Source organism: Absicoccus intestinalis (assembly GCF_033971885.1).
In the GTDB taxonomy this organism is placed as follows: Bacteria; Bacillota_I; Bacilli_A; order Erysipelotrichales; family Erysipelotrichaceae; genus Absicoccus; species Absicoccus intestinalis.
This window is the reverse complement of record NZ_JALBUS010000016.1, coordinates 1-20,521: the sequence shown is the minus strand read 5'-3', so window position 1 is coordinate 20,521 and position 20,521 is coordinate 1. Positions and strand designations below refer to the sequence as shown.

The window sequence follows — 20,521 nt, the reverse complement described above, 5'->3', positions numbered from 1 at the left end:
GTATGAGTCAAGAAGAATTAAAACAAGAAATTTTAGAATTTGATCAGTTGGAGAATGAAGCGACATCGGTGGATCATTCGTATACGGCTGATGATATTCAAGTATTGGAAGGATTGGAAGCCGTTCGCTTACGTCCTGGTATGTATATTGGATCGACAAGTGCCAGAGGTCTTCATCATCTGGTTTGGGAAATTGTTGATAATGGTATTGATGAAGCCTTGGCTGGGTTTGCCAATAAGATCGATGTCACGATCGAACCCGATGATGTCATCGCTGTTCGTGATAATGGTCGTGGTATGCCTGTCGGCATTCATGAGAAGACGGGCGTAAGTGCCGTAGAAACCATTCTTACGGTATTACATGCGGGTGGTAAATTTGGTGGAGGTGCCTATAAAGTATCGGGAGGCCTTCATGGTGTTGGTGCTTCTGTTGTTAATGCACTGAGTTCTTGGATGGAAGTGACGGTGTATCAAAATGGTAAGATCTATTTCATTCGTTTTGAAAATGGCGGCCATACAGTGGCTCCTTTAAAGGAAATCGGTACCACCCAAGAAACGGGTACATTGGTTCGTTTTAAGGCGGATCCAACCATTTTTAAAGAAACGACGTCTTATGATTTTGATACATTGAATTCGCGTTTACGTCAATTGGCTTTTTTAAATAAAGGTATTCGCTTAACATTAACGGATTTGCGAGAAGAAGAACCCATCAAAGAAAACTATTATTATGAAGGTGGCATCATTGAATATGTGCGTTTTATCAATCGGAATAAAACGCCGATTACAGATGATGTGATTTATTGTGAAGGTTTGGTCGATGGCATTTTGGCAGAAGTGGCTTTGCAGTATAACGAAGGATATCAATCCAATATTTATTCTTTCTGTAATAATATTCATACCCATGAAGGTGGCTATCATGAAGATGGTTTCCGTATGGCCTTAACGCGTGAAATCAATAAATATGCGTTGGATCATAATATATTGAAGAAAGATGAAAAATTATCACAGGACGATGTGAAAGAAGGTTTGGTTTGTATCATTTCGGTAAAGCATCCAAATCCTCAATATGAGGGACAAACAAAGACCAAATTAGGAAATTCGGAAGTTCGTAAGATCGTATCGAGTATTGTTGGTAAACAATTGCAGCGTTATTTCTTAGAAAATCCGGATCAAGCCAAAAAAATTGTTGATAAAGCTACCCTGGCTTCGAAAGCGCGTATGGCAGCAAAGAAAGCTCGTGAACTCACACGTCGAAAAAGTGCATTGGATGGGATTTCAAGTCTACCAGGTAAGTTAACGGATTGTTCCAGTAAAGATGCCAGTGAATGTGAAATCTATATTGTCGAGGGGAATTCGGCCGGGGGATCGGCCAAACAAGGACGTGATGCGAAGACGCAGGCTATCTTGCCTTTGCGTGGAAAGATCATCAATGTTGAAAAAGCAAGAGAACATCGTATTTTTGATAATGCGGAAATTCGCTCAATGATCACAGCTTTTGGTTGTGGAATCAAAGATGAAGTGGATCTGGCCAAACTTCGTTATCACAAAATTATTATCATGACCGATGCCGATGTGGATGGTGCACATATTGCTACATTGATGTTAACGTTCTTATATCGATATATGCGACCTGTTATTGAAGGTGGATATGTATATATTGCGCAACCTCCTCTATACAAAGTACAAAAAGGAAAAAAGATCGTCTATGCCTACAAAGAGCAGGAGATGAATCAGATTCGTAGTGAATTGAAAGATGGTTATAAAGTACAACGATACAAAGGATTGGGAGAAATGGATGCAGAACAATTATGGGAAACAACTATGGATCCAAAGCATCGCATCTTAAAGCGAGTGACCATTGATGATGCGGAATATGCCGATAACACATTTGAATTGTTGATGGGTGAAGAAGTCGACCCGCGTCGTGAATTCATTCAAGAAAACGCGGTCTATGCGAACTTAGATTATTAGGAGGAATGATATGGCTGAAGAACTAACAAACAATATCAATGACAACAATGATCAGGATGATGAACAATATGATGTTGTCGAAGAAGTTGAAATTTCTCGAGAAGTTCGTGAAGACTTTTTGGATTATTCCATGTCGGTCATCGTCCAACGTGCATTACCGGATGTACGAGATGGTTTAAAACCCGTTCATCGTCGTATTTTATATGCGATGAATCAATTGGGAATATCTTCGAGTGTTGCACATAAGAAAAGTGCACGTATCGTTGGTGAGGTCATTGGTAAGTATCATCCGCATGGTGATGTTGCGGTATATGATGCCATGGTACGTATGGCGCAAGATTTCTCGTATCGGTATCCATTGGTCGATGGACATGGAAACTTTGGTTCATTGGACGGTGATGGAGCTGCGGCCATGCGTTATACTGAAGCCCGTATGTCAAAGATTGCGATGGAGATGGTTCGTGATATCAACAAAGATACGGTCGATTTTGTTGAAAACTACGATGGCGAAGAAAAAGAACCATTGGTCTTGCCTTCTCGTTTTCCTAATATTTTAGTCAATGGATCGATGGGTATTGCGGTTGGTATGGCAACCAATATGCCAACGCACAATTTAGGTGAAGTCATTCAAGCAATTTTTGCCGTTATGGATGATCCAGACATTACCGTACCTGAATTGATGGAATTCTTAAAAGGACCAGACTTTCCGACGGGTGGTATCATTTTGGGACGTAAGGGTATTCGCCAAGCGTATGAAACAGGACGTGGCACAATCTATATTCGTTCCAAATATCGTGTGAATGAATTGAGCAATGGGAAGAAACAAGTTATTTTTTATGAAATTCCATATGGTGTCAATAAGGCAAATTTGATTTCAAAAATGGCAAGTTTGATCAATGAAAAGGAAATTCAGGGTGTTACCTATTTAAATGATGAATCGAATCGAGAAGGTATTCGAATTGTCATGGAATTGAAAAAAGATGTACAAGAAGATGTGATCTTAAATCAATTGTTCCGTTTGACACCGTTACAATCGAGTTATGGCATTAATATGCTGGCTTTGGAAAATGGTCGACCTCGTCAATTACCTATCAAACAAATTATTAAAGATTACATTGATTTCCAAGTTGAAGTGATTGAACGAAAAACGCGTTTTGATTTAAAGAAAGCCGAAGATCGTGCACACATCTTGGAAGGTTTCCGTATCGCATTGGATCAGTTGGATGCAGTCATTCATACGATTCGTTCTTCTCACAAGGATGAAGCCGGATTGAATGCGGAATTATGTGAAAAATTTGGCTTTGATGAAATTCAAGCCAAGGCAATCTTAGCCATGCAACTTCGTCGTTTGTCGGGTTTGGAACGCGATAAGATCGAGAATGAATATCAAGATCTTTTGAAAAAGATTGCGGATTTTAAAGATATTTTAGCGAACCATTCTCGTGTTTTACAGATTATTCGTGATGATCTAAAAGAAATGGCAGAAAAATATGGCGATGATAGACGCACAGAAATCATGGATTCCTATGTGGATATGGATGATGAAGACCTTATTCCCAAAGAAGATGTCATTGTCTTATTAACGAATTCTGGATATATCAAACGAATGCCAGTGGATACATATCATGCACAAAATCGTGGTGGTCGTGGTATCAAATCACTGACATTGAATGAAGAAGATGATATTGATACGATGATTGCGATGAATACTCATGATTATTTGATGTTGTTTACGGATAAAGGTCGTGTATATCGATTAAAGGGTTACAATGTTCCAAACGCATCGAGAACGTCAAAGGGATTACCAATTGTGAATTTAATTCAATTGGAAAAAGATGAACATGTAACTAGTTTATTAGGAATACCACAAGAAAATGAATATAAATATTTATTGTTTGTCACAAAAGATGGTGTAGTAAAACGAACAGCATTATCTGAATTTGATCGAATCAATAAGAATGGTAAGATTGCCATCAGTTTAAAAGAAGATGATTTATTGTTCTTTGTGAAACCAACAACAGGTAAAGATGAAGTCTTATTGGCTTCTTCCAATGGTCGCGCTATCCATTTTATGGAAGATCAAGTTCGTGTCATGGGTCGTAGTGCTGGTGGTGTTCGTGGTATGCAAGTTGATGATGGCATCATTATTGGTGCTGCATTGAATACAGAAGGAGATACATTATTGGTTGTATCGGAAAATGGATATGGCAAGCGAAGCAAGATATCGGATTATCGTATGACTTCGCGAGGCAAAAAAGGTGTTACGACAATGAACATCACCGAAAAAACAGGTCAATTGAAAGTAGCACGAGCGGTATGTGGAGATGAAGATGCCATGATCGTTTCCAGCAGTGGTATCATGATTCGAATTGCGGTAAAAGACATTGGTATTTATTCACGAAATACCCAAGGTGTTCGTTTGATCCATTTAACCGAAGATGCTAAAGTTATGCGAATGACCCTGGTTGATCATGAAGAAGAGGAATAGGATTTGAAATCTCAAATCCTATTTTTTATATTGCGAAATGAAGCAAAGAATGTTATAAAGATAGAGACAAAGCTTTGATAAGGACAAGTAATTCGGATTGATTGATAGAGACGATATGGTTGGTGGAAATATCGAATCAAGAACAATGAAAAGCACCTTAGAGTGATCGAATGAATCAAGTAATTGGATCCGGTACATACCGTTATCATGTTGAGTGATCTTAGTAATAAGATAAAAAGGGTGGCAACGCGAGACATCGTCCCTTTAGGGGTAAGAGTGTCTCTTTTTTTATGGAAAGGAAGAAAGTATGTTAGACATTAAATTTGTACGAGAAAATCCAGATGTTGTGAAGGAAAATATGATGAAGAAATTTGAAGAAAATAAAATTCATCTAGTAAACGAAGTTTTACAAGAAGATAAAGAACTTCGTCAAGCGCAGCAACATGCCGATGATCTTCGTTCTCAACGCAAGAAAAGTTCCAAACAAATTGGTGCTTTGATTGGACAAGGAAAAAAGGCAGAAGCCGAAGAGGTAAAAGAAAAAGTTAAAAATTTAGCGGATGAATTAGATGCGATTGAAGAAAAAGAAAATAAATTGCGTGAATCGGTTCATAAGAAGATGTTGATGATCCCAAATATCATTGAGGATACAGTTCCTATTGGTAAGGATGATTCTGAAAATGTGGAATTGGAACGTTTTGGCGAACCAAAAGTTCCTGATTTTGAAATTCCTTATCATACCGATATCATGGAACGTCTGAATGGAATTGATTTAGATGCAGCACGAAAAGTTGCAGGAAATGGTTTTTATTATTTAACAGGAGATATTGCTCGTCTCCATTCTGCTGTATTAAGCTATGCTCGTGATTTTATGATTGATCGAGGATTTACCTATGTCATTCCGCCATATATGATTCGTTCCAATGTGGTTGATGGTGTGATGTCCTTTGAAGAAATGGATGGCATGATGTATAAAATTGAAGGGGAAGATCTGTATTTAATTGGTACATCGGAACATTCTATGATTGGTCGTTTTATTGATACGATCATTGATGAAAAAGAGTTGCCATATACATTAACTTCTTATTCTCCTTGTTTCCGTAAAGAAAAAGGAGCACATGGTATTGAAGAGCGAGGTGTATACCGCATTCATCAATTTGAAAAACAAGAAATGATCGTGGTATGCAAACCAAGTGAAAGTAAACAATGGTTTAAAAAATTATATATGAATACCGTTGATTTCTTCCGTACATTAGATATTCCTGTTCGTACATTGGAATGTTGTTCGGGTGATCTAGCCGATTTGAAATCTAAATCCGTGGATGTAGAAGCTTGGTCTCCTCGTCAAAAGAAATATTTTGAAGTGGGTTCTTGTTCAAATTTAACGGATGCACAAGCACGTCGATTAAAGATTCGTGTTCGTGATGATGATGGTAATAAATATTTTGCACATACTCTAAACAATACATGTGTAGCTCCTCCACGTATGTTGATTGCTTTCTTGGAAAATAATTTACAAGCAGATGGAACGATTTTGATTCCAGAAGCACTCCAACCATATATGGGTGGCAAGAAAAAAATTGGATAATATCCGAGTGGTCATATGAAAATATGACCTTTTTTCATAGTTGCACTCCATGCATTTCCATGATACACTAATTTCGCTACTACAATGATATCTTCTGAATTGGGTCAGGTTGGGAACAAAGCAGCCCTAAGGGAGCTCTATCATGTGTAGTAGTTTTTTTATAGGATAGGAACATGAAAGAAAAATGGATGCGAGAAGCAATTAAACAAGCCATCAAAGCAGAACAAAAAGATGAAGTACCTATAGGATGTGTGATCGTAAAAGAAGATCATATTCTTGCTCGGGCCTACAATCAACGAGAACAGAAGCAAGTAAGTACAGCACATGCCGAAATATTAGCCATTGAAAAAGCTTGTAAAAAGCTAGGATCCTGGCGATTGGATGGATGTGAATTATATGTGACTTTAGAACCTTGTCCTATGTGTACGGGCGCTATCATTCAATCTCGTATCGATAAGGTCTATTTTGGTGCCTATGATTTCAAAGGTGGTTGTCTAGGATCCAATACAAATTTATTAGATGTGAAAGGATTCAATCATTATCCTGAAGTAGAAGGAGGACTCTTACAAGAAGAGTGTGCTTCTTTGTTGACATCTTTTTTTCGTAAAAAGCGGAAGTCTAAGAAATCGTAGACGACCGCTATTTTTTGTTATAATAAAAAAACAGGGAGTTGATGTATTATGTCATATCAAGCTTTATATCGAAAATATCGACCACAAACATTTGATGATGTTGTAGGCCAACAAGCCATTATTCAAACATTAAAAAATGCCATCATCCAAGATCGTATTGCACATGCGTATTTGTTTTGTGGACCACGTGGTACGGGAAAAACATCCATTGCGAAGATCTTCGCCCGAATGTTGAATTGTACGAATGATACGGATCGTCCATGTGGAGAATGTGAAAACTGTAAAATGGCATTAGCAGGAAGTCATCCAGATATTATTGAAATTGATGCTGCTTCCAATAATGGCGTAGATGAAGTTCGTAATTTAATTGATCGAGTCAAGTATGCACCTATGGAAGGTAAATATAAAGTTTATATCATAGATGAAGTTCATATGATGACAAAAGGCGCTTTTAATGCTTTATTAAAAACCATTGAAGAACCACCGAAACATGTGATTTTCATATTTGCTACAACAGAACCAAATAAAGTGCTTCCTACGATCATTTCCCGTTGTCAACGATTTGATTTCACAAAAGTATCGAAACACGATATTCATGTACGATTGGATGTTGTATGTGCTTCAGAGAATATCGACATTGAACCAGAAGCCATTGATATCATTGCTACTTTGGCTGATGGAGGTATGCGTGATGCTTTATCTATATTGGATCAATGCGTGGCCTTTTGTTCATCGACTATAAAGGCTGAAGATGTACGCCAAATCTATGGTGTGGTCACCATCGAAGATATTGGCAAAATCTATATATCTTTATTGAATAAAGAAGTAGAAATGGTGATGAAACAGCTACAGGAAATATCCAATCAAGGAATGGATCTAAAACGATTTACGACAGATTTTATCTCCTTGATCAAGGATAGTATCATTGTGGAATATGCGCCAAATACAACGTTAGTCAATGCACATAGAAAAGAAGTGATCATGAAATATTTTGATAATACGTCCCTATTGTTTCGAACGACTTTATTGGATACATTGATGGATACTTTTAATAAATTTACCTATGCATCCAATATACTCGATTATATAGAAGCCGGTCTTTTAAAGGTTATTACGCAATCATATGAAGATCTTTCTGCGCAGAATAAAGGAAAATCAGATAATCAAAATCAGATAAAGAATACGAAAATATCGTCGAATTCACATGATTTACCATCTGAAAGAGCAGATAAATTGGATGATATTGTCGTAAATAGCGATAAAACGGTTGATGATCGTAAAGGTTCCTTATATGATGTTTCACGTGAAACATTAAAAGAGTCAGATAGAAAAAATAGTAAAATCATATTAGAAAACGAATACCTTCTCCAATTATTGGTAGGTGCAAATAAGAAAAATAAGATAGAAGATACACAAAAATATGAAAAAAGAAAAGAAATCATATCTGATGTGAATATGATGAGAACGATCACATTACTTGAAAATAGTAAAATATTTGCAAGTGGTGATACCTATTTACTATTAAGCGTGCCATCGACCTTAGAAGCCAATGAAATCAATATATATGAAAAAGAACATGGATTTGAAAATGAAATTGAAAAAATCCTAGGTGTTCCTAAAAAAATATTTGCGATGGATCATGATCAAGAAAATGGTTTAAAGCAATTATATATGGAGAGAAGGAAAAATAATACCTTACCAAATCCTATGCAAATAGAAATCAAATCAAAGCAAGAAAAACAAGAAGATGAAAATTCTATAGAAAGTGAATTGAAATCTGTTTTCCCAGATTTAGTGGTTAAAGAAGATTAAAGGAGGAATAGAATGTATCCCAAACGATTTGAAGATCTCATTCATGCTTTTCAAAAATTACCGGGAGTTGGCGAAAAAACAGCTCAACGATATGCATATACGGTATTAGATTGGAATGAAGAAGAAAGAGAAACGTTCATTCATGCGATTAGTCATATGAAAGAAGGCATCCATCGGTGTAAGATTTGTGGCAATTTATCTGATGGAGAATTATGTGATATCTGTTCTGATGAAAATAGGAACCATCATATGATTTGTGTGGTTCAAAGTCCTAAAGACATACAATCTTTTGAATCCATGCAAGAATATGATGGGGTTTATCATGTATTAAACGGAACGATTAATATACAAAAAGGAATATTACCGGATCAATTAAATATAGAGAGTTTAAAAAATCGGATTGAATCGGAAAATATTGAAGAAATCATATTAGCGACAGATCCTACGGTAGATGGTGAAACAACAGCGTTATATCTTGAAAAAATGTTCAAAAACCATGTGAAAGTAACGCGATTGGCATATGGTATTCCGATGGGATCTCATTTGGACTATGCCGATAGCCTAACATTACTAAAAGCCTTTGAGAATCGAAAATAGGACCACTCATAGGAAAAAGATATGAAAAAAATATATAGTTATAATGAAAAGAGAATATAATCTTTAAAGAATATGATTTTCAGATTAAAGGGTATAAAATATGAATAATAGATAGGATAATCATATATTTAATAAGTTATAGAAAAATCATTAAATATGACCAATCATATGATATAAATAGGAATGAAAATGGTATTATTTCCGTTCATATGAATAGAGAAAAAGTAAAATCATATAAAATATGAAAATAGTATGAATTAGAAATGATTGAAAATTAGTAATAGGAAATTCACATAAAAAGAATATGAAAGGAATATCTTGAAAAATAATCAATTTTATGTAAAATAAACCATGAACGAAATTCAGATGAAGTCATATGATTTTGATAAAGTATAATATTTACATATCTGAACAGTCATATGGAACGACATATGATAAAAAAATTGGGGTTCATGTATCGTGTGGGGAGGTATGATTTATGACAGAATCAAAGGATAGTCCCGTTGATGTCTATTATGATATGGAGATTGCTGAAATCTGCCAACATTTTTCAAAATCACGGAATACTGTAGATAAAGCTGTGGCAAAACTGGTAAAAGATTATCCAAATGCTGGTTATAAATATAAAAATCCACAAACACGGCGGATCACAATTAAAGCAGAAGGTGTAGAGAAATTGTCTCATTATTTTCGTAAGAAGAAGAATGAAATATCTACAGTCGAAGTGGAATTACGATATGAAAATGAAAAATTAAAAGCCATCATTGAAGAAAAAGAAAAGTCAGAACAACAAATAGAAGAGTTATATAAACAGCGATTAGCAGCTGAATTGGAACGAAGTCGTCAGACATTTTTATTAGAGAATAAGACAAAAGATGAAAAAATTAAGCAATTAACGGAAGAATCACAGGAAAAGGATGATGAAATTCAGAAATTAAAGGATGAAATGGAGTCCATTCATGCGAAACATGATTCTTTGGTTGAAACAAAAACAGAATTAGAAAAAGATAATCAGGAATTGATTGAAAATAAAGAAGAGTTAGAAAAAAATAATCAATCTTTATTAATGCATAAACAGGAATTAGAATCTGAAAATCAGAAATTAAAAGAGGCTACTTCGAATCTTGATGTGGTGAAACAACAATTGGAAGAAGCCCAAAAAAAACAAGAAGAATATAATTCAAAAAGTTTATTTTATCGTTTATTTCATAAGATTTAGAATGCCCGGGCAATTTTGCTGGGGCAATTTTTTATATACTGAATATGGAATGGCTCTAAAATGTGATTAAAGAATGTGATGCCATCGTGTTGATCAAAATATTCATATTCCAATTCATAATCGGTATGATTCGGATAGAGGGTTTGATCGGCACATAATTGCCCATGTTCAAAATCGTATGTTTGACGAATGGTTGAAAATGTGGTGATTGCATTGAGCTGGTGAAGATCAATATGATATTCTTCTAGCCAATTCAGTATTTCAGGATCTTGTATATCTTTCAGATTCGACACAGATATTTCTTTTTCCAACTCGATATGAGTAATGGCATCTTTTCGTATTTTTAAGGTGAAAATATGTTTCTTGTCAATCGTACGAATACGTAGGGCTCCTTTTTGATTCTTTATGAAATGATCCGTTGTATCGTAATATGTATTTGTTTGTTTCCATGGTTTTGTAAATTCATATGAATGAATCATATTTTTATATATGTCTTTTGAAACTAAAATTTTCAATTCTCTTTCAATCGGTTCTTGCATAATTATACCTCACTTGCATATGATACTATTATAATACAAATAAGGAGTGATTGGATGCGATTTGGAATCATAGATCGAGGAGATGACAATTCTAAAGCAGTATCAAAACGAATAAAAGAAGCATGTAAAGAAAGTGGATGGGAATTTTCCATGGAAGCACCGGATTTGATCATCAGTGTTGGGGGAGATGGCACCATGTTACGGAGCATACATGCTTATATCGATCAATTGGATCAGGTATCGTTTGTAGGCATACATACAGGTACATTGGGTTTTTTTACCGATTATACACAAAATGAAATTAACTTATTCTTGAATGATTTATGCAAACGAAGACCTTCGATTGAAGCGTTTCCAATGTTGGAGATTGTTCTACCAAAGAAACAAGAAAAATTTTATGCCTTTAATGAAGTACGTATTGAAACAATTGGTAAGACATTAAGCTTAGATGTATACATAGATCAGGAATTCTTTGAAAATACAACCGGTTCGGGATTATGTATTAGTACCCAATTTGGTTCAACAGCAGTGAATCGAGCTTTAAATGGTGCTGTTGTTGACTCTGATATTCAAGTTATGCAACTATGTGAGATCATGCCTATTTCGCATCACAATCATCATTCATTACGAAATCCTTATATCATGCGACAAGATCGAGAAATATTGATCAAAGGGGATTTGACTTATGCGAAAGGATACTACGATCATTTGACTCATGACATACATGATGTCAATGAAATTTATGTGCGTACCTCTGAAAAAAAAGTACGATTCGCTAGATATCGCACTTATTCGTATCTTCGTCGGTTAAAGAATTTATACTAGACAACTTTTTTATGACGATTCCATAAATGAATCGTCTTTTTTGTTGCCGGTGAAATATTCATGATGATTGCAAAGGAAATAAAATAGGATAAGATACTACTTCCGCCATAAGAAATCAAAGGCAAGGTAATACCTGTAATGGGTAAAAGACCAACGATCATACCGATGTTTTGGAATTGTTGATAAACCAACATTGCAATAACTCCAACCACAATGAGACGATCGCGCCGATTATTGGTATTATACGCAATCTTACATAAATATAGATCCAGCGTTGCACAGATGATCAAAATAAAGGTCGTACCCAATAAACCAAAGCATTGGCCAATGGCTGCAAAAATAAAATCAGTATGTGCTTCTGGAATGGAAATGATATTGGCTTGAAGACCATAACCTGTCAAACCAGCACTTCCCAATGACAGTAAAGCCGTATACAACTGGTTTGAACTTCCTTGAATATAACTTTCAGGATTTAACCAAGATTCAATTCGTTGTAGACGATAGGAATCAAAGATGGCATTGAGTACATCTTGATGATAAAAATATAAAAAGAAGAACAATACTACAACAGCAACGATCAAGCCAATGATTCCAATCACATAACCTCTACGAATGCCTGAACAAGCAATGATGATAAAGATCGTAAAAGCAATAATGATGAATACACCGGTATCTGGTTGCACAAAGATCAAGATCAGTGGTGGTACGATAATTTTTAAGATATCGCGTAATAGATACCAATCTTCTCTGACTGTGGGATGTGGATACTTCTTTTGATGTTTATCAATCGTTTCACAAACCATGACGATCAATACGATCTTCATAAATTCACTGGGTTGGAAAGAACCAATCAAAGGAATTTGAAACCAAGAAATGGCACCATTGACAGCAGGTGTCAATGGTAACGTAAATCCCAATACGGTTGCCGTAATGCGAGATAGGAATAGATAAATCAACATATACATTAAATAGCGATAGGCTTTATGAAGATATTTAAAGATCACATTATTTTGGAAGGAAGTTAAAATAAATATGGTAGCAAAACCAATCACATACCAAAAAATCTGTCGAATCAAATAACCCATGCCACTGCCTTCGCTAATCAAATTGAAGGCATTGTATAACGCAAAACAACTTGTGGCCCATAAAATACAAAGAATCGCAATGAAGCCAAAATCGATTTGATAAGTCTTATTTCGAAAAACAAAAGTTTGTTTCATTTACGTATCTCCTCAATCATTGTATAAGTATATCATAAAAATTTTGTTATAATGTGAGATATGAAAGAAAATAAATATACCCCAATGATGGAGCAATATCTAGAAGTCAAAGAAGCAAATCCAGATACGATCTTGTTTTATCGTATTGGTGATTTCTATGAAATGTTCTTTGAAGATGCAAAGATTGCCAGTCGAGAATTAGATTTAGTATTAACGGGAAAGAATGCCGGGAAAGAGGAAAAAGTTCCGATGTGTGGTATTCCTCATCATGCGGCCAATTCCTATATTCAACGCTTGATCAAGAAGGGATATAAAGTTTCCATTTGTGAACAACTTGAAGATCCTGCACAAGCCAAAGGAATCGTAAAAAGAGGAATCATTCGTACCATTACTCCAGGAACGTATATGGATGAGGCATTGGATGCCAAAGCAAGCAATTATCTGGCCTCTGTTGTGCTTTCCAGTTGGAATGTTTCCATTATCTATTGTGAATTATCCACCGGAGAATTAAAATACCAAACCTTGAGCCGCTCTTTAGTTGCTTTAGAACAAGCACTCATGGAACAAAATGTCAGTGAAGTGGTGGTTGAAATGCGGATGGATAAACGATGGATCAATGCCTTGGAAGAAATGGAAACTTTTATCGTTTCTCGACAAAAAAAAGCAACCATACAACAACAAGATCAACACTTATTGCCTAATGACGCTTCTACTACACTACAAGGTAATTTAGCCCAACTCATGGCGTATTTAAAAGAAACTCAAAAGCAGCATATTGAACACTTTATGCCGATGGAATCGATGGATGCCCAAAAAGTATTGGTCATGGACTATCAAACCAAAAATCATTTGGATCTGGTGCATGGGTCCAAAGGATTGAGTTTATGGTCTTTTATGGATCGTTGTCAAAGTGCCATGGGCTCCCGTTTATTACGGAATTGGATCGAAATGCCATTGATTGAAGCCAATCAGATTGCTAAGCGTCAACAAGCTATCAAAACTTTGAATAGTCATATGATGTTGCGTGATGATCTAAAAGAACAACTTGTATATATCTATGATATGGAACGTCTGGCCAGTCGAATGGCTTATGGAAATGCTTCGGCAAGAGACGTACAACAACTGACTGTATCCTTAGAACATGCACAACCGATATTGGAAATGGCACAAACCATTACATCGTATCCTGAATTTCAAACGGTGCCCACTTGTCAATCTTTGTTTAAAAAATTAGATGGAGCCATTGTTGAAAATCCACCGATATCCATGAAAGATGGCGGTATCTTTACGGATGGCTATAATGCAGAGTTAGATAAAGTTAGAGAAATTGCGCAAAAAGGGAAAGACTATATATTAGATATTGAAGCAAAAGAACGAGAACGAACTGGTATCAAATCTTTAAAAGTGGGTTATAATCGAGTCTTTGGTTACTACATTGAAGTAAGAAATGGGAATTTAGATGCCATTAAAGATGAATATGGCTATCATCCCAAACAAACTCTAACCAATGCGACACGATTTATTACGCAAGAATTAAAAGAAAAAGAAGAACAAATTCTACATGCCCAAGAAAATAAAGTAAAACTTGAACAAGATTTATTTAAAGAACTCTTGCAGTATATCAAAGGCTATTTATTTGATCTACATGCCTGTGCCAAAGCATTAGCGACCATTGATGTCTTAGTAGCATTGTCTAGTTTAGCCAGTTCAAAAGGATATATATGTCCAACATTCCATCCAGAACCATCGGTTCATATCGTGGAAGGAAAACATCCTATATTGGAAAATCATATGAAAAAGCAGAAATATGTTTCAAACAGTTGGGATATGGATGAAAAAACCAATATTGAAATCATTACTGGTCCAAATATGGGTGGTAAATCAACGTATATGCGACAAAATGCCTTATTAGTGATCATGGCCCAAATGGGTAGCTTTATTCCTGCCAAAGAAGCCGAACTGCCGATTTTTGATCGTATCTTTACGCGGATTGGTGCCAGTGATGATATCCTAAGTGGAAAATCCACATTTATGACCGAAATGATGGAAGCCAATGTGGCCTTGCAGTATGCAACAAAACATTCCTTGATATTATTTGATGAAATTGGTCGAGGAACAGCTACTTATGATGGTATGGCCCTGGCTCAAGCCATGCTCGAATATATAGATTCAGCCATTCAAGCCAAAACTTTATTTTCAACCCATTATCATGAGTTGACGGAATTGGATCAGGATCATGCCTCTATCAAAAATGTACATGTGGATGTGAAAGAAAATAAACAAAATATCGAATTTCGTTATCGTGTGGTGGCTGGTAAAGCAGATAAAAGTTATGGAATCAATGTTGCTCGTTTAGCGCATCTTCCAAAAATCGTATTGGATCGAGCCAATCAATTATTAAGCGAATACGAAGGCAAAAATGAAACCGGTGGATATCAACCCAATTTATTTGTGATGGATGAGGTACAACCAGAAAAAAATGAATTGGTTTCCCATCTACAAGATCTAGATATCGATTCTATGAGTCCAAGAGAAGCTTTAGATTGTTTGTATGAATTAAAGAAAATTGCCAAAACCATTGAGTAAAGGAGGATCCTGTGTCTAAAATACATGTTTTAAGTGAACATTTAACAAATATGATCGCAGCCGGCGAAGTCGTTGATCGACCTGCCAATATCGTGAAAGAATGCGTAGAAAACTCCATGGATGCCCACGCTCATGTAATTGATGTGCAAGTCTATCAAGGCGGAATTGAACGCATCATCATTACGGATGATGGCGATGGTATGGATCATCAAGATGCGAATTTAGCCTTTTATCGACATGCCACTTCAAAGATCCAAAATGAAGATGATTTATTTAATATTGGTACGATGGGCTTTCGTGGCGAAGCCATTCCCAGCATAGCCTCGGTTGCTCATATGGACATGCAAACAAGCAACGGACAAGAAGGAACACATATCATCTATGATTATGGCAAAAAACTCGAAGATGAAAAAGTGGATTGTCCCAAAGGGTGTAAAATCGATGTTTCTGGTTTGTTCATTAAAACACCAGCACGATTTAAACACTTGAAAAGTGTGAATTATGAATTTTCGATCATTGCCAATTTGATCAATCGATTGGCATTAAGTCATCCGGATATTCGATTTACGCTATCGCATGATGATCATATTGTGTTTCAGACAACGGGGGACGGAAATTTAAAACAAATCCTTTACCAGATGTATGGTCGTGAAGTGGCAAAAAATGCGATACCATTTGATGCGCATTCCGATGATTTTCATATTCATGGATATGCCGTACAACCCAAGATCACGCGGGCAACAAAATATTTTATGTTTCTTTCTTTAAATACGCGATTGATTCGTTCCAATGCGATCCAAAAAGCGATATTGGATGCCTATGAAGATTTTCTACCTAAGAATCGATATCCAATCGTTGTCTTACAAATCGAATCGGATACGCAATTGGTCGATGTCAATGTTCACCCCAATAAGTGGGAGGTTCGTTTATCCAAACAAGGCGAGTTATTGACTTGTATCAAAGATACATTGACCAAAACATTGCGGGAATCTTTACAAACGGTTGAAGTAAAAAAAATCAAAAAAACACCGGTTTATGAACAACCCAGCATTCAATTTCCATATCCGATCCAAGAAGCGAAACAGGAACCCATTCATGAAAATCGAATCAAAGAAGATACGATCTTAAATAGTTTTACGGATTATGTTCCACAAAAAGTAGAAGAAAACATTCCCGTTGAAGAAGAATCAACCAGTCATGATCATGGCTATGGTTTTTTTGATCATCTTCAAGTATTGGCGCAATTGCATGATTCCTATATTCTTTGTTCCAATCCAGAAGGATTGGTCATTATTGATCAACATGCTGCGCAAGAGAGGTATCATTATGAACAAATCAAAGAAACTCTAAAAGAGAGATGTACCAAAAAACAACCTTTGATGGTCCCTCTTCGAGTCAATGTTACTTCGGATGTGATCGCACAAGTTGACAACATCAACGAAAAAACAGATTTTTTTGGCTTGCACTTTGATGTCTTTGGCGATGATCAAGTCATTATTCGTGAAATTCCATTGTGGTTTCACGATGTGGATCAAGAAGCATTTTTAAATGATCTCTTGGATTATTTTGTCAAAAATCAAGACGTGGATATGTTGGCCTTACGACATAAAGTTTTAGCAACGATGGCTTGTCATAGCTCCATTCGTTTTAATCGACCTTTATCGAAAGCAGAAATGCAACAAGTGATCGATGATCTAAAAAAATGTAAACAACCCTATCATTGTCCGCATGGACGACCAACTGTCATCACCATGAGTGATGATGACTTACGTAAGGAGTTTGAACGTGGATAAAGTTTTAGCAATCGTAGGACCTACTGGTATTGGCAAGACAAAATTATCAATTCAATGTGCCAAACGATGGAATGGACAAATTATTTCAGCGGATAGTATGCAAGTCTATCAGAAAATGGATATTGGAACAGCGAAAGTAACCAAAGAAGAGCAACAAGGCATTCCACATTATTTAGTCGATACACAACCATATGATCAACCCTATAATGTAAAGATTTTTCAAGAAAAATGTCGAGATGCCATTTCCCAAATCACCAAAACAAAGAATCTACCCATCATTTGTGGTGGAACAGGGCTTTATTTAAAAGCTGCCTTATACGATTATGTTTTTGAAGAAGAACAAGAAGATCCGGCATATACGAAATACTTGCATTCCTTATCCAATGAGGAATTAGTCCAACAACTACAAAAAATCGATCCAAGATCATTAGAAAAGATTCATCCTCATAATCGAAAACGATTGATTCGAGCTTTACAAATTTGCCATAGTGGCGAAACCAAATCCAATCGTGAAGCCAAACAAGAACATGTTCCTTTCTATGATGTCTACTTTTTAGGATTGGATATGGATCGAGAACAACTTCATCAACGCATTGATCAAAGAGTGGATCAAATGTTTGAACAAGGTCTTGTTCAAGAAGTGACGACGTTATTTTCAAATCCAGATACATGGGAATATACCAGTTTTCAAGGAATTGGCTATAAAGAATTTCGAGGATATTTTCAAAAAGAAATGACCATCGATCAAGTGAAAGAAAAAATTAAAACCGACTCTCGTCGTTATGCGAAGCGACAATATACCTGGTTCAAACATCAAATGGATGTCCATTGGTATACACCCAATGATCCAGAAATCATTCCCAATGTGGAAGCATGGTTACAGGAAGGAAAGTAGTATTTATGAAAACTGTATTTATCATTAATCCTCGTACTGATCGAAAAAAACAATATCGTTTGATGAAAGAAATCAAAACGCATTTGGTCGGTCAACAAATCATCATTGAAAAAACCATCCGGCCTGGTTCAGCTACATTTATTGCGCAAAAATATGCTTTTGAAGCACAAAAAGAACCGATTCATATATATGTTTGTGGCGGTGATGGCACTGTACATGAAGTGATCAATGGCATTGCCAATTCACCCAATATATATATTTCCATCATTCCGATTGGAACGGGAAACGATTTTATAAAAAGTTTTGATGCACTATCAATCGACGATTTTTTGCACTTAGAAAACTATAAAGATCCCGTACAAATGGATATTGATTTATTAAAAGTAGATGGTGAATATGCGATTAATACCATTTCTTTTGGTTTTGATGTTCAAGTTGCCAAATATGCCAATCAAATCAAATCCAAATTACCATTGAAAGGAATTGTCCCTTATTATATGGGAATGTTAGGTACATTGCTTCATGACTCCATCCAAAAATATCGCATTCAAATCGATGATCAAAAACTACCTGTAAATGATTATATGTTTGTGGTATTCTGCAATGGACGTTTCTATGGTGGTGGATATCAACCTTGTCCTCATGCATTGATGAATGATGGACAAATTGATGTATGTTTGATCAAACCAATTCCCAAAAAAATGATCGTAGATATGGCAAAAACATACGAACAAGGAAAACATATCGAATATCCTGAATATGTATCCTTGTATCAAGCCAAGACCATTGGTATGGATACAGAAAATCAAACGATTTATGGGAACTTAGATGGAGAAGTTCGCGAATTAAGAAATCCAACCATTGAAATTGTCAAACAAGCCTTGCATTTATATCTACCCAATGTAAACTAGGAGGAAACCAATGGATACAGAACTAACGAGCCAAGTTCTTATATTGATCGTATTATTATTGTTGTCAGCCTTTTTTTCATCCGCAGAAACATCTTTTGTTTCGTGCAATCAAATTCATATGCGTACCCTTGCTGATCAAGGAAATCACAATGCCAAAATGGTATTACGCATTTTGGAAAATCAAACCAAAATGTTAAGTGCCATATTGATTGGGAATAACTTGATCAATACATTTGCCGCTAGTATTGCGACAACGATTGCGTATGCCTTTGGTGGAGCAGCCGTTGGCGTTGCCACTTTTTTGATTACTTTATTGATCTTGATTTTTGGTGAGATTACCCCCAAAACATTAGCTACGCAACGCGCCGATAAACTCGCTTTGATGTATGCGGATACGATTCGCATCTTAATGGTCGTATTGACGCCTGTCATTCTTTTTATCAATGGTATTTGTGGTCTTTTATTAAAAATTATGCATGTGGATACCGATAAAAATGCACCAATGATGACCGAAAAAGAATTACGAACCATTGTTGATGTAAGTCATGAAGAAGGCGTTATCGAGACCGATGAAAAAGAACTCATCAACAATGTTTTTGATTTTAGTGATGTAAAAACAAAAGATGTAATGGTTCCACGTGTTCATGTTGTCATGGCTGATATACACAGTTCCTATAAAGATTTACTATCCTTATTTCGTGAAGAAATGTTTACGCGAATTCCTATTTATGAAGATTCCATCGATAATGTCGTTGGTTTGATCAATATGAAAGATCTATTGATGATCGAAGATCCCGAAAACTTTCATATTGAAAAGATATTACGAAAAGCTTTTTTTACCTATGAAAATAAATTGGTTTCAGACCTATTGTTGGAAATGCGACAATCCACTATTAATCTAGCCATTGTTTTAGACGAATATGGTGAATTGGCTGGAATCATCACATTGGAAGATATCATTGAAGAAATTGTTGGTGAAGTACAAGATGAATATGATATGCATGAACAAGCCAATATTCGTCAAGTCGGTGCACGTGTGTATGATGTGAAAGGCTATATGAGCTTACATGATTTGAATGATGCTCTTCATATTGAATTGGATAGTGAAAACTATGATTCGATTGGTGGATTGGTCATTGATACGTTGGGACGATTACCTAAAGTAAATGATTATATAACCCTGGATGATGGAATGCGTATTCAAGTAATCAAATTAGAAAAAAATCGAATTGAAGAAGTACGTATTTCTTTACCAAAACGTAAAACCAAAAGTGATGCTTAAAAAAATCCCTAAAGCTCTTTTCTTTAGGGATTTTTAATTGCGTAGCGAATACCACGCGCTATGTGCGTGGTGGTAGACCTTTTAGTGTTAAAAAAGACAACCTCCTATACTACAATGAATATGGCCCGCCAGCCGTAAACAAAATAATATAGGAGGTTGTCAAA

At 35.8% G+C, this 20,521-nt stretch carries 15 protein-coding genes, 1 other RNA gene and 1 other annotated feature; of the genes, 14 read left to right on the top strand and 2 right to left on the bottom strand.

Features of this window, described 5'->3' with window-relative positions; translation table 11 throughout:
* Positions 1-2: 2 nt before the first annotated feature.
* The 8 genes from gyrB (at position 3) to MOZ64_RS09210 (ending at position 10,306) form a co-directional block, all read left to right on the top strand.
* Entirely contained in the window at positions 3-1,970 is a 1,968-nt protein-coding gene (gene gyrB, locus MOZ64_RS09245; protein WP_320326276.1) for a DNA topoisomerase (ATP-hydrolyzing) subunit B, read from the top strand.
* Between the two features lie 10 nt (positions 1,971-1,980).
* Positions 1,981-4,458 carry a DNA gyrase subunit A gene (gyrA, locus tag MOZ64_RS09240; RefSeq protein WP_320326275.1) on the top strand — a complete coding sequence of 826 codons (2,478 nt, stop codon included), beginning with the start codon at positions 1,981-1,983 and terminating at the stop codon, positions 4,456-4,458.
* A 65-nt stretch (positions 4,459-4,523) separates the two neighbouring features.
* Positions 4,524-4,725, top strand: a binding site (T-box leader).
* Positions 4,726-4,765: 40 nt separating this feature from the next.
* Positions 4,766-6,046, top strand: coding sequence for a serine--tRNA ligase (gene serS / locus MOZ64_RS09235; RefSeq protein ID WP_320326274.1), 1,281 nt, complete (start codon positions 4,766-4,768; stop codon positions 6,044-6,046).
* Between the two features lie 73 nt (positions 6,047-6,119).
* Positions 6,120-6,205, top strand: an RNA gene (gene ffs / locus MOZ64_RS09230) — signal recognition particle sRNA small type.
* A gap of 14 nt (positions 6,206-6,219) precedes the next feature.
* Positions 6,220-6,678, top strand: coding sequence for a tRNA adenosine(34) deaminase TadA (gene tadA, locus MOZ64_RS09225; RefSeq protein WP_320326273.1), 459 nt, complete (start codon positions 6,220-6,222; stop codon positions 6,676-6,678).
* A gap of 48 nt (positions 6,679-6,726) precedes the next feature.
* The gene (gene dnaX / locus MOZ64_RS09220; RefSeq protein WP_320326272.1) at positions 6,727-8,490 is read left to right on the top strand and encodes a DNA polymerase III subunit gamma/tau; all 1,764 of its coding nucleotides are present in this window, start codon (positions 6,727-6,729) and stop codon (positions 8,488-8,490) included.
* Between the two features lie 12 nt (positions 8,491-8,502).
* Positions 8,503-9,087 (top strand): recombination mediator RecR, encoded by a 585-nt coding sequence (gene recR / locus MOZ64_RS09215; RefSeq protein ID WP_320326271.1) that lies wholly within the window; start codon positions 8,503-8,505, stop codon positions 9,085-9,087.
* Positions 9,088-9,565: 478 nt separating this feature from the next.
* Positions 9,566-10,306 (top strand): hypothetical protein, encoded by a 741-nt coding sequence (locus tag MOZ64_RS09210; protein ID WP_320326270.1) that lies wholly within the window; start codon positions 9,566-9,568, stop codon positions 10,304-10,306.
* Here the strand turns inward: MOZ64_RS09210 and MOZ64_RS09205 are convergent.
* Positions 10,303-10,845 (bottom strand): CYTH domain-containing protein, encoded by a 543-nt coding sequence (locus MOZ64_RS09205; RefSeq protein WP_320326269.1) that lies wholly within the window; start codon positions 10,843-10,845, stop codon positions 10,303-10,305. The genes MOZ64_RS09210 and MOZ64_RS09205 overlap by 4 nt on opposite strands.
* A gap of 54 nt (positions 10,846-10,899) precedes the next feature.
* Here MOZ64_RS09205 and MOZ64_RS09200 point away from each other — a divergent pair, with 54 nt between their 5' ends.
* Positions 10,900-11,670 carry an NAD kinase gene (locus tag MOZ64_RS09200; protein WP_320326268.1) on the top strand — a complete coding sequence of 257 codons (771 nt, stop codon included), beginning with the start codon at positions 10,900-10,902 and terminating at the stop codon, positions 11,668-11,670.
* Here the strand turns inward: MOZ64_RS09200 and MOZ64_RS09195 are convergent.
* Positions 11,667-12,890 carry an FtsW/RodA/SpoVE family cell cycle protein gene (locus MOZ64_RS09195; protein ID WP_320326267.1) on the bottom strand — a complete coding sequence of 408 codons (1,224 nt, stop codon included), beginning with the start codon at positions 12,888-12,890 and terminating at the stop codon, positions 11,667-11,669. The genes MOZ64_RS09200 and MOZ64_RS09195 overlap by 4 nt on opposite strands.
* A gap of 60 nt (positions 12,891-12,950) precedes the next feature.
* On the opposite strand from MOZ64_RS09195, the gene mutS reads away from it, so the two are divergent.
* From mutS to MOZ64_RS09170, 5 genes are read left to right on the top strand one after another with little or no spacing between them, the layout of a single operon-like run.
* The gene (gene mutS / locus MOZ64_RS09190; protein WP_320326266.1) at positions 12,951-15,476 is read left to right on the top strand and encodes a DNA mismatch repair protein MutS; all 2,526 of its coding nucleotides are present in this window, start codon (positions 12,951-12,953) and stop codon (positions 15,474-15,476) included.
* Between the two features lie 11 nt (positions 15,477-15,487).
* Complete coding sequence (gene mutL, locus MOZ64_RS09185; RefSeq protein ID WP_320326265.1) at positions 15,488-17,269, top strand: DNA mismatch repair endonuclease MutL; 1,782 nt, start codon at positions 15,488-15,490, stop codon at positions 17,267-17,269.
* Complete coding sequence (gene miaA / locus MOZ64_RS09180; protein ID WP_320326264.1) at positions 17,262-18,164, top strand: tRNA (adenosine(37)-N6)-dimethylallyltransferase MiaA; 903 nt, start codon at positions 17,262-17,264, stop codon at positions 18,162-18,164. Before mutL ends, miaA begins: the two co-directional genes overlap by 8 nt.
* Positions 18,165-18,169: 5 nt before the next feature.
* Entirely contained in the window at positions 18,170-19,075 is a 906-nt protein-coding gene (locus MOZ64_RS09175) for a diacylglycerol/lipid kinase family protein (protein ID WP_320326263.1), read from the top strand.
* A 10-nt stretch (positions 19,076-19,085) separates the two neighbouring features.
* Entirely contained in the window at positions 19,086-20,357 is a 1,272-nt protein-coding gene (locus tag MOZ64_RS09170) for an HlyC/CorC family transporter (protein ID WP_320326262.1), read from the top strand.
* Positions 20,358-20,521: the final 164 nt, after the last annotated feature.